This is a genomic window from Streptomyces iconiensis (assembly GCF_028657195.3).
GTDB lineage: Bacteria > Actinomycetota > Actinomycetes > Streptomycetales > Streptomycetaceae > Streptomyces > Streptomyces iconiensis.
The window spans coordinates 52241-66398 of the sequence record NZ_JANCPR020000019.1; the positions used below are offsets into that span (position 1 = coordinate 52241).

Consider the following 14158-nt stretch of genomic DNA (forward strand, 5'->3'; position numbering starts at 1 on the left):
CAGATCACGAGCCCAGTGATGCGCCTCACCCACAGTGGGTGCGCACCCCTCCGTGATGCGGACTCTCCGCATCCGTGGAAGCCGAGGTTCATGATGCAGACACAGGTGCCAGCGGCCGAGGAGCCGGCCAAGGCAGTGGCCGCGCGGCGCCTACCGGCCAGGGTGCTCTTGGCCTCGATGGCCCTCGTCGAGCTGCTGAGCGGCGTGACCCAGGGCTATCTCACCCCGCTGCTGCCTTCCCTGGGCGGCGCCCTGCACATCACGGATGCGGGACAGACTCGGATCTACCTCCTCTCACAGCTCGCCTTCGCCGTGTGGACGCCGCTGCTCGCCAAACTCGGCGACGTGTACGGATACCGCCGCCTGCTGCGGGTGTCCATCGCGCTCGTGGCGACCGGTTCGTTGCTGATGGCGGCATGGCCGAGCCCGTTCACCCTCTCCGTCGGTGTCGTGCTCCAGGCCGCCGTTGTCGGCTTCATGCCTCTGCTCATCGGCATTCTGCGGTACCGGGCGCCGGAGTACCGGCGCTCCGGCATAGGTCTCCTCGTCGGCGTGCTGACCGCGTCGGTCGGTGTCGGCGGCGTCGTTTCGGGCTCGTTCAGCGAGCACTCGGCCACCCTCGGCCTGTGGGTCGCTGTCCCGGTCGCGGTCCTGGCCGTTGTCGCGGGCATGCTGCTTCCGGACGGGGCTCCGCGCGTCGGCGGACGTCTGCCGCTCCTGGCGTTCACGCTGCTGACGATCGGCCTCGTCGGCGTCGTGTCCGCGCTCTCGATGGGCGGCACCTGGGGATGGATCTCGGCCCGTACCGCCGTCTCGATGGGCGGCGGTCTGCTCGCCATGGTCGCCTGGGTCGCCGTCGAGGCCCGCGCGAGGACGCCGCTTGTCGATCTGCGGACGCTGACCCAACGGCCCGTGGCCATCGTCTCGGGCGTCACGTTCTGCCTGGCGTTCTCGACGATCGGCTTCTTCGGCGCGAACGCCGTCTTTCTGGGGACCTCACCCGGCAGGGCCGGTTTCGGCCTGGACTACGGGCCACGCGCGATCGCGCTCGTCGCGCTCGCGCTGAACGTGTTCGCGCTCGGCAGTTCGCTCTCCACCGCGGCGCTGCTGCGCAGGTTCGGCGAGCGCCGGACGCTCGCGCTCTCCGGTTTCGTCATCGCCGCGTCGTTCCTGAGCCTGCTGGCGTGGCACGGCTCGGCGCCGCAGTATCTCGTCGCGATCGCCCTGCTCGGTATCGGGTTCGGCGGCTACCAGGCTTCGACCCGGGCGCTGTGTGTCGAGGGCGTTCCGGAACAGGACACCGCCATGGCGGCGGGAATCAACGAGCTCGCACTGTCGTTCGGCGCGGCGATCGGCGCTTCCACCGTGGGCGCGATCATGTCCGCCCACCAGGCGCCGACCGGCGTGACGATGCACGCGTACGTCTGGCTGTGGTCCGTGTGCGCGGGCGTCGCACTCATCGGCACCGGGCTGGGCCTGAGGTACCGCAAGGGAGAGGAGCACCGATGAGCGCCGACCACGCCGGGGTCCTGGCCGACGCCACCACCCCGATCATGGCGGCGGTCGACAGCTGGTCCGACAGGCTCGTCCAGCTCAGCCACAGCCTCCACAGAGAGCCGGAGACCGCGTTCGAGGAGCACCGGTCCTGCGCGAAGATCGTCGAGCTTGTCACGGCCGCCGGATTCGCTGTCGAGCGCGGAGTCGGCGGCCTGGACACCGCGTTCACCGCCACGCGCGGCACCGGTGAGCTGACCCTCGGCTTGTGCGCCGAATACGACGCGCTCCCCGGGATCGGGCACGCATGCGGGCACAACGTCAACGGCGCCGCCGCGGCCGGCGCCGCGCTGGCCCTGGCCACCATGGCCGACGAACTGGGCATCCGCGTCAAGCTCATCGGCACGCCCGCCGAGGAGTCCGGCGGTGGCAAGGCGATTCTGCTGCGGGCCGGAGTCTTCGACGACGTCGCCGCGGCGATGATGGCCCATGCCGACGGGCAGGACACGGTCGAGGGCTCCTCGCTGGCGCTGACCCAGTGGACCGTGGACTACACCGGCCGCTCTTCCCACGCCGCGACCGCGCCGTGGGAGGGCGCGAACGCCCTCGACGCCGTGTCCGTCGCCTACCACGCGATCGGCCTGCTGCGGCAGCAGCTTGAGCCGGGATCGGTGGTCTCCTTCGCCGTCACCGAAGGGGGCAGCGCACCAAACGTCATCCCCGCGCACACCCGGGCGGCGGTGGAGGTCCGCGCCCCGTCGGTGCCCCAGCTCCACCGCACCCTGGCCCGGGTCCGCGCCTGCCTCGAAGCCGGCGCGCTCGCCACAGCGACGAGCGTGGAAATCACCGCAGCCGCCGAGGAGTTCGCCGACCTCCGGCAGGACCGAAGCATGACCCAGGCGTACGTCAGAGCGCTCAAGGCCCTCGGCCGGACCCCGGTGTCACGCGCGGGTGAACACATCGCCTCGACCGACATGGGCAACGTCTCGCAGGTCCTCCCGTCCATCCACCCGACCATCGGCTACGACGTCAGCGACGCCGCTCACCACACCGCCGAGTTCACCGAACACGGAACATCGCCCTCCGCCGATACCGCCGTACTCGACGCAGCCGCAGCGATGGCCCTCGTCGGCGCGGAACTCGCGCGCGACCCAGGGCAACGGACCCGGCTGCTGCACGGAGTGAGGGAACGGCCCCCGGCGCGCGGAGATGCGCGGGAACCCACATGAAGGGCAGGCGCGGAGCAACTGCCCCACCACACCGCCGCGAACAGGGTCGTCGGGCCGCAACGGGCGGCTGAGTGACATGCGGGTACCAGCACGCAACCCACCGTTCGCACGGCGCTGACCTCCGCGACCGCCGCTACAGCCCGTCCCCCGCGACCAACCTCCGCGGCCCAACGGCGGCGGGCCGGCTGGGGGTTGGTGTGCGGCTGGTCGCGCGAGGGGTGGGCTGCGGGCAGGTGTCCTTGCCATCATTGTTCGGTGGACGATGACCAGCGCATACACCCCTCCAAAGTGGCCGACGACCGTGCGTCGCTCACCTCGTTCCTCGACTACCAGCGGGACACCCTGGCCATGAAGTGCCGGGGGCTGACCGGCGGGCAGCTGAAGCAGCAGGCGGTCGAGACCACGGGGCTCACACTGCTGGGCCTGGTACGCCACGCTGCCTCCGTCGAGCGAAGCTGGTTCCGCTTCGCCCTGAACGCCGAGGACGTCAAGCCCTTGTGGCCCGACCAGGCCGGCGGCACGGCCGCCGAGTTCGACGTCGAGGACGCCGACGTGGACGAGGCGTTCGCAGCCTGGCGCCAGGAGTGCGCCCGCGCCCGTACCGTCGCTGGTTCCTTCGCTTCCCTGGACGACACCGTCGACTGCGGCGGCGTGACCCTCTCACCCCGCTACGTCCTCACCCACATGATCGAGGAGTACGCGCGCCACAACGGCCACGCCGACCTCCTGCGCGAAGCGATCGACGGAGCCACCGGCGAATAAACGTCGTTCGGCCAATGACCGTGTCCCTCCGCCAGCACGCCGCCACCGCCTCCCAGCAGGGCCCGGTGTCCGCCAGCGGCGGCATCCAGGGGCCGTCCTTTGCACACCGGGCCCGCGCCCTCCCTCCGTAAGGCGGCCACCAGCACGCCCAATGACTGAGAGTTACCCTCGGCCGTCGGTCAATCGACCGCATGAGTGACCTTTTCATTCGGAATCACCATTGCGATCACCCAGCATGAGCGGTCCATGAATCCCTATGTCTACATGTGCACCATGAGCAAACGAATGGGCTTGTCCAGCCCCATGTCCCTGGCATTTTCGACGGGCGCGCTATTGGCGATCGGTGGTGCGCCGGCAGCCGCGGTAGGCGACAGCGGCGGCAGCCTCCAGATGTCGAAGGAACTCTCCCTCAAAACCGTGGGAGCCGAGGACCGGCTCCAGTACACCCTCAAGATCAACAACCCGACCAACAGGGCCTTGTCCGACGTCCATGTCGAAGACAACCTCGGTAACGTCGCCGACGACGCCCGGCTCCTCAGCGGCCCCAGCAGCACGACCGGCACGGCGTCCGTGCGGGGCAGCGCCCTCGCCTGGGACGGCGATCTCGCGCCCGGCTCGGGCGCCACCATCACATACACGCTCACGCCCAAGCCGGACAAGGGCGTCTACGGCAACGCCGCGACCGTCACCTACGGCGGCAAGACGTCCAGCGTCTGCCGCAGCACCTACGACACGACCGAGGACGCACAGACGCTGGGCTCCGCTGAAGCGCAACTCGGCGTGTCAAGCTGCTCCGTTGCGCTGCCGATCGGCGCGTCCGCCGGCACCTCCCTCGACGGCGACCCGCAGACGAGCTCGTCCGGCTTGGCCTCCGGAGCCTCTGGGAGCGCAGGGAACACCGGGACCTCCGGGACCTCCGGAAACTCCGGGACCTCCGGGACCTCCGGGACCTCCGGGACCTCCGGGACCTCCGGGAACGCCGGAGGCACCGGGACCTCCGGGAACTCCGGAAACTCTGGGAACGCCGGAGGCACCGGAACCTCCGGGAACGCCGGGAGCGCCGGAACCCCCGGGAGCAACAGAACCACCGGGTCGCCCGATGGGGCCGGCACCGGGAGAGCCGCGTCGCCCAAGTCCGCACGGCCCCCCGACTCGTGCCGCACTCCCTCGGGAGCGCCGTGCGTCTCCGCCCCGCACGCGGGCGGCGGCGGCCGTGCTGTGGAGCTCGCGGCACGTGGCACGGCGCCCAGCGGACCCAACGCCGAATCCGGGTCCGCGGTGCCGTATGCGGTCGGCTCGGCAAGCGCCGTGGCGCTCGCCGGGCTCGTCCTTGGTGCACGGGCCGTGAAGCGCAGGCGCGAAATTTAGCGAGCACACCGTGAACAGCACATGCAACGAGGGTGGCCGCCCACGCGGCCGTCCGGTCAAAGGGCCCAGTCGGGCCGTGCGGCTGTTCCGCACACTGTGCGCCGTATGCCTGATCGCCACGGCGGCCATCTTCGTTCCCCCCTTGATGCCCGACGCCTCCGACAACGACGCACAGCGGGCCTCGGCTGATGCGAAGGTGACGGCTGCCCCCATGTCTCCCTCACATCCGCTGCGAGTGAAAGCGGCAGACATCGGTGTCGACGCCAAGGTGGTGCAGCTGGGACGCACCCCTGACGGGTCCATCGGCACGCCGCCGAAGAGTCAGCGCAACCTGGTCGGCTGGTATCGCGGCAGCGTCACGCCGGGCGAGCGGGGTTCGGCCGCCCTCGTAGGCCATGTCGACTCGGACAAGCAGCGGGCGGTGTTCTTCCGTCTCAGCGAGTTGAGGGCCGGGCACAAGATCTCGGTACGGCGAGCGGACGGCAGCACCGCGCAATTCACAGTGGACACACGCAAATTCGTAGAGGCGAAGAACTTTCCCTACTGGCACGTCCTGAGCCGGAAAGGAGGTCCCGGCCTGTGGCTCATCACCTGTGCACCGCCGTTCGACAAGAAGACCAAGACGTATAAGACAACGCTGCTCGTCCACGGAAATCTCACCGAGACCGAGCGAGCAGCCAGTTGACGGCGGACCCGAAGGTCCTGGGTCCACCGTGCGCGTCCGGGCCGTGGAGCGCCCTGAACGGAAGGTGCCTGCCGGGACCAGGTTGACGGGAGCTCCCCAGGCTCCCAGCAGCCCCGGCCGGCAAGGAGCCGCCACCGCACCACGGCCCGTGACGCGGCTGGAGCCGACGGAAGTCCAGGCTTCAGCATCCTCTCGGGCGCCGAACTCACCGTCACCGCCGCCCTGTTGGCCGACGCCGACGGCGTCGCCCCTGAGGCGTCGCCGCGGGGTCCGGCGTCGCTGCCCTGTACGCACGGCCGCGGCGGGGACGCCGCCGGCCGCACCGGGCCGCCGGTGACTGGGCAGCCGCGTCTGCCTGGCCCTGGGGAGCGCACTTGGGAACGCCGGGCGCCACGCCGGTCATCAGTTGGCCCGCGCCTCATATGGACGGTCCGGCAGGGGCGAGAGGGGAACGCAGTGTGTGGTGTCCGCGGGCACACCGGTGTGTGCCACCCCGTCGTCGTCGCGGTAGCGCCATGCGAACGGCACCCCTTGTGCCGTCATCACATCGGGGCCGTTCATGAGTTGGAAGTGCAGGTGCGGCTCGGATGAGTTTCCGGAGTTGCCGCATTCGGCGATCTGCTGGCCCGCTGACACCCGGTCGCCCACGGCCACCTCCAGCGACCCGCGCCGCAGGTGTGCGAAGGCCGCGTACACGCCGTCGCCGAGGTTCAGGACAATGTGATTCCCGAGCAAGTGGCTCGGCCAGCCGAGACCGCGGATGAAGCCCTCCAGGTAGAGGAAGAGGAAGGCGGGGAGCGACATGCGCGACAGGTGGTCCCGCTGTCCTCCCGCGGTCGCGACGACGACTCCGTCGGCGGGGGCGAGCAGCGGCCTGCCGAACGTGGGGTAGCGGCGAGGGCTCCGGGCGAGTGGCCAAAGCCAGCGGAAGGGCGGGGCCTGCGATGTGACTCCTTGGCCGCTTCCCCCTCCTTCGGGTACGTATTTCAGGTCGATGGCGTACGTCTGTGCGTGGCTGTGCGTGTGACTGGGAACCTTCGTCGCCGGGCCGTTGAGCGCCAGCCAGCGCCCCGTGACTGGGGCCCGGAGCAGCAGCGGCTCGCGCCCCGGGGGCGGGCGCTGTTCGCGGATCAGTGTCACGCGCATGACCCGTCCGGCGATCAGCAGCGCCACACCGGTGTACCAGAGCGGGCCGATCCCTTGCACATTCACCACAATGCACACGGCGCCGGCGGCGAACACCAGGCCGTAGCGCTTCCACAGATTCACGAGCATGTGCACCTTTTCGCAGGTGTGTCAGTTCGAGCGGTGTCCGCATCCTGACATGGCGGAACGGAGGTGCCGGCGTGGCCACCGTCACGAGGCTCCGACGGGGGCCAACTGCTGGCCGGCCAGCCGTCGGTAGGTGACGTCACCCTCCATCAGCTCCAATTGGCTGCCCACAGGACACGGTCCGGACGTACCGCAGTCCATGTTCCGACGGGTACAACTCGCGGTATGCCGGGACTCATGGAGCCTCGGCCCATGTCCACATGCCCTCTTGAGAAGTCATCCGGGGCGGACGATCCCCACCACGCCCAACGGCCTACCGGCCCACATGAGATGACCCCTGAGGCGGAAAGCTGACCAGTAGGCGATCGAGCCGGGTCTCCCATGTGGAGGCCGTGTCCGAGAGTTCGGCGGGGTCGACGGCCAGGCGGAGGCCGGGAAGGCGGTGGATCAGCACCTCCACGGCCGTCTCGATGATGGCCTGCCCGACGCCCTGCCCGGGGCATTCGTGGGGACCGCTGCTGAACGCCAGGTGGGCTTGGTTGCCGCGTACGGCGGTGCCCGTGTGGGGGCGGATCTCCGGGTCCAGGTTTCCCGGAGCCAGGCCGAGGACGAGCAGGTCGCCGGCCTTGACGTGCTGGCCGCCCAATTCGCAGTCGGCGGTCGCGAACCGGCCGGGAAGCACGGCCAACGGCGGCGCGTTCCACATCACTTCTTCAACGATCGCCGCGGTGGTCATCTGTCCGCTCACCAGGTCGGCGAGGCGGGAGCTGTCGCTGAGGATCATCTGGAACACACGCGCCAGGAGGTTGCTGGTGGTGGTGTGTGCGGCGAGGAGCACGAGGCGCAGGTGGTTGTGGACCTCCTCGTGCTCCAGAGAGGCGGGATGCTGGATCAGTCCCGAGGTGAAGTCCGGGCCTGGTTCGGCGCGTTTGTGCGACGTGAGGTCAGCGAGCACCCGCGTGATCCGCTCGTTGTGCACGATGGCGTCCTCGCCGCCCTTCATCACCTGGGCGCAGGACGCCACCAAGTGTTCACCGTCCGTCTCCGGGAGGCCGAAGAGCCGCGTCAGTACGAGCATCGGCAGGTGCTCGGAGTACTGGATGACCAGATCGGCGTGCCCGGTGTCCGCGAAGGCGTCGATCTGCCTGTGGGCGAAGTGGACGACGTGGCGGCGTATGCCGCGGTTGACCACGGTCTCCATGGTGTCGGTGACCGCTCTGCGCAGCCGCTGATGGGGTTCTCCGTCCTGCGAGAGGCAGTCGGGGCGCCACCCCAGCATCGGAATGAGTGGCGAGGTCTCCTCGATCCGCCCCTCCTTCCAGTCCCGCCATGTGCGCGAGTCCCGGCTGAACTGGCTGGGGTTGTCCAGCGCCCGCCGGTTCTCCCGGTAACCGAGCACCAGCCAGGCGGGCACGTCGCCCTCCAGCAGTACGGGCGCCACCGGCCCGTACTGTTTTCGCAGCCGGGAGTAGGTTCCGTACGGGTCGACCGTGGACTCCGCCGCGTACAGCCTCGTCGTGGCGCCTGCGGGCCGCACGGGACAGCCCGCAGGCGGGTTCGGTGCGTCCAGGTGCGGGCTGTCGGAGGACTGGGGGTTCATCGGGACTCCAATGCGGCAACAGACCGTTCCTTGATGTGGCGGACGAGCGCGATCAGCACATCGCGGCTCGATACCCGGTCGCGTGCGTCGCAGGTGACGATCGGCGTGTGCGGGGAGACGGCAAGAGCCTCCCGTACCTCATCGACGGGGTGGTTGCGGGCGTCGGGGAAGACGTTGAGGGCGATGACGAACGGCACCTCCAGCCTCTCCATCTCCTCGATGGCCCGGAAGCTGGATCGCAGCCGCCGGGTGTCCACCAGGACGACCGCGCCGAGGGCGCCCTTGAACAGGCCGTTCCACAGAAACCAGAACCGCTCCTGCCCCGGCGTACCGAACAGGTACAGCACCAGCTGCTCGTTGAGGCTGATCCGGCCGAAGTCGAGGCTGACGGTGGTGCTCTTCTTGTCCGCGACGCCCACCAGGTCGTCGACGCCGACGCTGGCCTGCGTGAGGGTTTCCTCAGTGGTGAGCGGCACGATTTCGCTGACCGAGCCGACCATGGTCGTCTTCCCCGTGCCGAAACCGCCGGCGACCATCACTTTGACCGACCGGCTTCCCGCGTGCAGCGCTTCCGCCCGTTGCGGAAATGCCGGCTGGTCAAAGCCGTTGAAGTCCACTGAGTACCTCCTCAAGAAGCGCGAGGTCGGGCCCGCGGTCGCCCGTACCCGCGACGGGATCACGGGCTTCCACCTGGCCTGTGTGCAGCAGGTCGGCCAGCAGCACCGAGAGAATGTTGAAGGGCAGCCCGAGGTGCGCGCCCAGTTCGGCCACCGACAGCGGGTCACGGGACCACCGGAGGATCGCGTCGTGCTCGGGCTGGGTCCCCGGTGCCGGTGCGGAGCGGGCGACGATGAGGGTGGCCACATCGAGGGTCGCCGCTTTCGTGGCGGGCGCGCAGCGGCCACCTGTGAGGACGTAGTAGCGCTCCAGTCCGGTCCGGCCCGGGCCCCGCTGCGGCCCGGTCATCCAGGCTGCTCCTGCCGCGGAACGGTTCCGAGGAGGTCGCCCATCCTGCGGGCGCAGTCCCTCATCTGGTGCCCCAGCAGGCCCTGATCGAGGCCCTTCCTGGCCAGCACGCCCAGATACGTCTCGGTGCCGGCGCGTACGACGAAGAGATGTCCGCCGTCGACCTCGATGCCTGCGAGCCGTAGCTGGCCCTTCTCCTTGGGGAACTGTTCGGCGACGGGCTGGGCCAGTGACTGCAGGCCCGCGACGATGGCGGCGAAGCGGTCGGCGTCGTCGGGGTCCGCATCGTAGGAGGTGATGGCCTTTCCGTCGGAGGAGGCCACCAGTGCGAAGCGGATCTCCGGGATGCTCTCCGCCAGCTCCCGGAGCGCCCAGCTCAAGTCGGTCTGGTGCTGCGTCATGTGGCTAGTCACTCTCTTGTCGCTCGTCGGGGCGGCCGTGCGTGTCAGGTCCCTCCGCCGGGCCGCTGCCGGAGACGAAGGCGGCCAGCCCGGTGAAGGACTCCTCCGGCGGCACGCCCGAGGTGTCCTCCCCCGCGGGTGCGCTCATGGCGTGGCGGGGGCCCGGTACGTTCCTTGGCGGTCTGTCCCGCTTGGGCAGTCCGCCCGGTGTGGTGTCGCCGGTGAACGGCTCCTCGTCGAGCGGCTCCTCGTCGGGGCCGGCTGTCTGCAGCGGGCCGTCCGGGACGGTGGGAGGGCCGGCCGTCGCGGGCTCGGGTGCCCGCTGCGGCGTGGCCGACCGCCCCAAGGCCGACTCCGAGTACGGACGCTTGTCGAGGGGCTTGAAGTACCTGTGGGGCACCACGACGACGACGGCGGTGCCGAGCCACGGCGAGTCGTCGAAGGTGACGGTGATCCCGTGCTTGCGGGCGAGGTTGCCCACGACGCGCAGGCCGAGCTGCGCGTCCTCCGCCAGGCCGCCGGGTCCCGAGCCGACGGCCACGCCGTTCAGCAGCCGCAACGCCTGACGCCTCTTCTCCTCCCTGAGCCCTGTGCCCGAGTCCTGGATCTCGATGCCCAGCCCGTTGGGCACTTCCCTGCCGGACACGATCACTGGCTCCGCCGGGGGCGAGTACCGGGACGCGTTGTCCATGAGGTGGGCGAAGATCAGCGTGAGGTGGTCGACCAGGTTGCCGTCCACGCCCAGTTCAGGAAGCCTGCGCACCTGTACGCGCCTGAACTCCTTGATACGGGCCATACCGCCCCGGACCACGCTGAGCAGCGGCTGCGGTGTCTGCCACTGCCTGCCCGGCCGGTCGGCCCCGCCCAGGACGACGATGCTGGCTGCCAGGCAGTCGGCCGGGCCGATCTCCTGGTCCAGATCCATGAGGTCCCGGGCGACCGCCGGCAGGCGGGAGTGCACGCCCTGCATCTCGTGCAGCTGGGCACGGATCTTGTTCGTGTAGACCTGCAGTCGGCTACCGATGCTCACCACCGACCGCCGGGCCGAGGTGCTGCGGTCGAACTCCTCCTCGATGGCGAGCAGGGAGGTCCGCAGAATCTTCCTGAACGTGCTCCGGAACTCCTCCGGTACGGCGGGGTCCTCGGCGAGCGGCCGGAGCACGTCGTCCATCGCCGCGTTCTGGCGCAGCTCGTCGACCGCCCTGGGCAGGAACTCCTCCGCCAGCCGGACCAGTTGCACCTTGTGCAGCTCGGTCAGCCGGGACAGCCCGGCGTACAGCGAGGAGACCTCGGTGGCGTGCTTCTCCTCCGCGGACGCCAGCCGCTGTTCCCACTGTTCCTTGTCCCGCGCCGCCTGTGTCCGGTGTTCCCCGGCGGCCTGGCGCGTCCGGCGTTCGGTGTAGAGCAGTCGCTCGACGCAGACGGCTGTGGCCGCTGTGGCCACCGCCCCGACGATGAGAGCGGTGAGCCTGGCCTGGGTCGTCCCCGTGGCCATCGCCACAAGCGTGGCCACACATATAGCGACGGGCAGGGACCACCATGCGTACCAGGCAGTTGGCAGCCGGGCCGCGGGTGGGGCGGAGGCAAGTTCCATCGGGATCCTCAACCAATTACTGAAACGGGGGCGGTCGGAACGCACTCGTCGCACAGCCGGTGCCGTACGCGGAGGCGGCATTCACCGAATCGCCTGCCGGTACTTCTGGTTGCTCGGATTCCGTGTGTTCCTTTTCTCGGGGCGCCAGGCGGGTGGGCGGCAGGCTCCGGCTCCCTGCGAGTGCTTCAACTCGCCGGGCGTTGTGGAGTTTAGCGAGGAGAAGGTCCGCGTTGCAGAAGATGCTGTGTTCTGCCATGCATCTCGAATTTCCGTTCGGATGTAACGCGTGAGACTTTCCTGGCCCGTTCGCCGGGGCATCGCGCGGATGACGCCGCTGGAGACGGCGAACGGGCCACGTCCAGCGCACAGTCGGCGGAACGAGTGCGCACGTCCCGCGCGCATTCCGGCTCACGCCGGGCGCTACGAGACGCCGACGACATACAGCGCCGACAATTCAGCTTGGCGTCATGGCGACACCCTCTGAGCATCCATCCGCTGGACGAGCCGACTCCTTGATCGATATCGCCTCTCTTTGATCAGCCCCACGGGCAGGGCACCTGGGGGTACCCAACTCGGATGCATCCGCCGATTGTGGGGAGACTGTCACTAGCGCCAAAGGCACCCCGCGCAGGCCGCGTCCGGCCTGCGGTGAACGGTCCTCGCGGCGACGGGGCAGCAGCTCTGTCGCCTGTTTGACCTGGCCCGACAAGTCATCGACCGACAACTTCACCCGGCGCCCTCTTGTCCGGGGAAGAGCACCGAGCCACCGTATGCCCCACCGCACCACGCATGGCCGTCATGCACTCAGCACCGACGTGAGCGTTCCCACGAGCAGGAGGACTCACCGATGGGACGAAACGGGGTCAGCGGAGAACTGGCAAAGGTGGTCACAGCCAACGTCAGGAGCTGCACGGAAGATTACAAGCGTCGCGAAAAATCCAGCATCGCGCGTCGGAACAAAACCGCCCGCCGGGAAGAGCGGCACAGCGGGAGCGTGACCTTTTCCGTGCAAGGGGCGCTGGTCCGTGCGCCCAGGGAATTTCCCGCGCCCGACGAGCACGGCGCGGAACGCCTGCGCAGGCTGGACGAGTGCCTCGCCGTCATCGAGAGGGAATTCCCCGGTGTGGTGGAGACCGGAATCAGCCTGTGCCGGCTCTCCTGCGCGTTGCTGGAAGGCGCGTGGCGCGAGCGGGCGGAGGCCACGGACGTTCCTGCTTTCGATGATTCGTGCACCTGTACGCTCTGCGCCCACTTGCCCAAGCCGCTCAGCCGCGATCTGAAGGACTACGACTGGCGCAGGAGCGACGGCCGCCCGCTCTCGGTCAAGACGTGGCCCTACCGGAGAGAACTCGACAGCGTGCTGACCGGCGGCTGGGTGTGGACCAGGAAAATGAACGACTCCGACCGGGATCTCGGCCTCAGGCTCCGGCACGAGGACGACATTCTGGTGCTCCACGAGTACAAACGCGTCGAGGCGGCGATCGAGGTGTCCGCCACCGCGCGGGTCATCGAGCAGCGCCTCGCCGAGGACCGCACGACCAACGGCGCGCGTGCCCTGGTATGCGGCCTCTACGCCGCCTTCAAGCGGACCGTCGACGAGTACTGGCTCAAGCGGCATGTGTCGGGCACCGCCGCGCTCCCCCAGTCCACGCCGCTCGACAAACCTGCCTACACCCTGCTGCAGCTGATGGACTGCCTGTTCTGGCACGTCTCACCCGACGCCGAGCTCTGGCAGGAAGAACACCTCGCCTCGCTGGTCCTGTGCCGCGTGCTCAACGACATGACCGACGTACGCGCGGACGCGGTCACAGGGGAGGTCAGCAACTTCTGGCTGAGCTCCATGTCCACGCACGACAAGGCCCTGTACGGCGCCTGCGTCCTCGCGCTGATCAAGTACGGGTGCATGCCGGAGTCCCACGGGCCGCTGTGGAACGGGTGGCTGATGGGCACCACGATCGTCTGGGAAGGGCTGACCGGCCGGCACGCCCTATGGTTCGACGGGATCACCAACGGCCTGCCCCCGGGGGACGACTGCCTGCTGTGCGGCATCGAACCCAACGCCTGCACCGGCCTGCTGACCGACGGCGTCGCGCTGCGCACCGGCGGCGTGCCCATGGTGGACGTACTCGGCGAACGCGCGGCCCAGCTTTCGGCACGCTGCCATGCCGAACACCCGCGGGCATGGCGGCTGTTCGACCGGGAACTCGCCGCCTTCGAGGCGCTGCACGGGGAATGGCGCGGTGACATCGGCACAACCTGGGAGATACTGCGCCGCACGTACATAGCGGCCGTCATCGCCTCCCTGGCCGGCGGTGAGGGCGCCCGCGACGTCCAGATCGACTCCGGGGACGTCGGCGCCGACCTGTTCCACGCGCTGCACCGACCGCCGACGTGGAAGGAGGACACGGCTCTGCTCGCCTACATGTTCGGCTGCGCTCACCCGCACTTCCTGTGGAACGGCCAGGGCTTCGCGCCGACCGCGGTCGGCGGTGACTGGCTGGACGGCTGAACCGCTCGGGCAGCCGGCCCGTAACCGTTCTCCGGCACCCTGACCGGCGCTCCGAGTCGCACCCTCGTCACGTCCGTCAGGCCGGCGATGCCGTCCTGCTGTCGCGGTCGCGGTGGCCGTGGTGGCCGCCCCGCACAGCACCGTCGTTTCCGGCGGCGCCGGACAGGCCGCTGAGCTGCTGCGTACGCGGGAGGGGCGCGGCATCGGTGTCGCGCGCGTGCGCGACGATGCCGCCTCGCGCGCGGCGCCGAGGGACCCGGTCGCCGCCCGGGGGCCGT

Annotated in this window: 12 protein-coding genes; 6 read left to right on the forward strand and 6 right to left on the reverse strand. The window is 69.6% G+C overall.

Annotation, left to right across the window (positions count from 1 at the left end; genetic code table 11):
• Nucleotides 1-90 precede the first annotated feature (90 nt).
• The 5 genes from NMN56_RS19995 (at nucleotide 91) to NMN56_RS20015 (ending at nucleotide 5538) form a co-directional block, all read left to right on the forward strand.
• Nucleotides 91-1509 (forward strand): MFS transporter, encoded by a 1419-nt coding sequence (locus NMN56_RS19995; RefSeq protein ID WP_274045913.1) that lies wholly within the window; start codon nucleotides 91-93, stop codon nucleotides 1507-1509.
• The gene (locus tag NMN56_RS20000; protein WP_274045912.1) at nucleotides 1506-2723 is read left to right on the forward strand and encodes an amidohydrolase; all 1218 of its coding nucleotides are present in this window, start codon (nucleotides 1506-1508) and stop codon (nucleotides 2721-2723) included. The genes NMN56_RS19995 and NMN56_RS20000 overlap by 4 nt, the downstream gene beginning before the upstream one ends.
• Before the next feature lie 255 nt (nucleotides 2724-2978).
• Nucleotides 2979-3485, forward strand: a complete 507-nt coding sequence (locus tag NMN56_RS20005) for a DinB family protein (RefSeq protein ID WP_274045911.1) — start codon at nucleotides 2979-2981, stop codon at nucleotides 3483-3485.
• Between the two features lie 273 nt (nucleotides 3486-3758).
• Nucleotides 3759-4853: a DUF7927 domain-containing protein gene (locus NMN56_RS20010; protein WP_280842879.1), complete on the forward strand. Its 1095-nt coding sequence runs from the start codon at nucleotides 3759-3761 to the stop codon at nucleotides 4851-4853.
• Between the two features lie 76 nt (nucleotides 4854-4929).
• Nucleotides 4930-5538 (forward strand): sortase domain-containing protein, encoded by a 609-nt coding sequence (locus NMN56_RS20015; RefSeq protein WP_274045909.1) that lies wholly within the window; start codon nucleotides 4930-4932, stop codon nucleotides 5536-5538.
• Nucleotides 5539-5940: 402 nt separating this feature from the next.
• Here the strand turns inward: NMN56_RS20015 and NMN56_RS20020 are convergent, their stop codons facing one another.
• The 6 genes from NMN56_RS20020 to NMN56_RS20045 all read right to left on the reverse strand — a co-directional run bounded on the left by NMN56_RS20020 (nucleotide 5941) and on the right by NMN56_RS20045 (nucleotide 11272).
• Nucleotides 5941-6813, reverse strand: coding sequence for a M23 family metallopeptidase (locus NMN56_RS20020; protein WP_274045908.1), 873 nt, complete (start codon nucleotides 6811-6813; stop codon nucleotides 5941-5943).
• Nucleotides 6814-7123: 310 nt separating this feature from the next.
• Nucleotides 7124-8410, reverse strand: coding sequence for a cytochrome P450 (locus NMN56_RS20025; protein WP_274045907.1), 1287 nt, complete (start codon nucleotides 8408-8410; stop codon nucleotides 7124-7126).
• Nucleotides 8407-9027, reverse strand: a complete 621-nt coding sequence (locus NMN56_RS20030) for a GTP-binding protein (RefSeq protein WP_274045906.1) — start codon at nucleotides 9025-9027, stop codon at nucleotides 8407-8409. Before NMN56_RS20030 ends, NMN56_RS20025 begins: the two co-directional genes overlap by 4 nt.
• A complete protein-coding gene (locus NMN56_RS20035) occupies nucleotides 9008-9376 on the reverse strand; it encodes a DUF742 domain-containing protein (RefSeq protein WP_274045905.1) in 369 nt (122 codons plus the stop codon). Before NMN56_RS20035 ends, NMN56_RS20030 begins: the two co-directional genes overlap by 20 nt.
• A complete protein-coding gene (locus NMN56_RS20040) occupies nucleotides 9373-9777 on the reverse strand; it encodes a roadblock/LC7 domain-containing protein (protein ID WP_274045904.1) in 405 nt (134 codons plus the stop codon). The genes NMN56_RS20035 and NMN56_RS20040 overlap by 4 nt, the downstream gene beginning before the upstream one ends.
• A 4-nt stretch (nucleotides 9778-9781) precedes the next feature.
• Complete coding sequence (locus tag NMN56_RS20045; protein WP_274045903.1) at nucleotides 9782-11272, reverse strand: sensor histidine kinase; 1491 nt, start codon at nucleotides 11270-11272, stop codon at nucleotides 9782-9784.
• A 1093-nt stretch (nucleotides 11273-12365) separates the two neighbouring features.
• On the opposite strand from NMN56_RS20045, the gene NMN56_RS20050 reads away from it, so the two are divergent.
• Nucleotides 12366-13880, forward strand: a complete 1515-nt coding sequence (locus NMN56_RS20050) for a hypothetical protein (protein WP_274045902.1) — start codon at nucleotides 12366-12368, stop codon at nucleotides 13878-13880.
• Nucleotides 13881-14158 lie beyond the last annotated feature (278 nt).

Excerpts from the sequence above, each read along its gene's own strand:
- NMN56_RS19995 (WP_274045913.1), top strand. The coding sequence starts at position 91 with ATGATGCAGACACAGGTGCCAGCGGCCGAGGAGCCGGCCAAGGCAGTG.
- NMN56_RS20000 (WP_274045912.1), top strand. The coding sequence starts at position 1,506 with ATGAGCGCCGACCACGCCGGGGTCCTGGCCGACGCCACCACCCCGATC.
- NMN56_RS20010 (WP_280842879.1), top strand. The coding sequence starts at position 3,759 with ATGAGCAAACGAATGGGCTTGTCCAGCCCCATGTCCCTGGCATTTTCG.
- NMN56_RS20020 (WP_274045908.1), bottom strand. The coding sequence starts at position 6,813 with ATGCTCGTGAATCTGTGGAAGCGCTACGGCCTGGTGTTCGCCGCCGGC.
- NMN56_RS20025 (WP_274045907.1), bottom strand. The coding sequence starts at position 8,410 with ATGAACCCCCAGTCCTCCGACAGCCCGCACCTGGACGCACCGAACCCG.
- NMN56_RS20035 (WP_274045905.1), bottom strand. The coding sequence starts at position 9,376 with ATGACCGGGCCGCAGCGGGGCCCGGGCCGGACCGGACTGGAGCGCTAC.
- NMN56_RS20040 (WP_274045904.1), bottom strand. The coding sequence starts at position 9,777 with ATGACGCAGCACCAGACCGACTTGAGCTGGGCGCTCCGGGAGCTGGCG.
- NMN56_RS20045 (WP_274045903.1), bottom strand. The coding sequence starts at position 11,272 with ATGGCCACGGGGACGACCCAGGCCAGGCTCACCGCTCTCATCGTCGGG.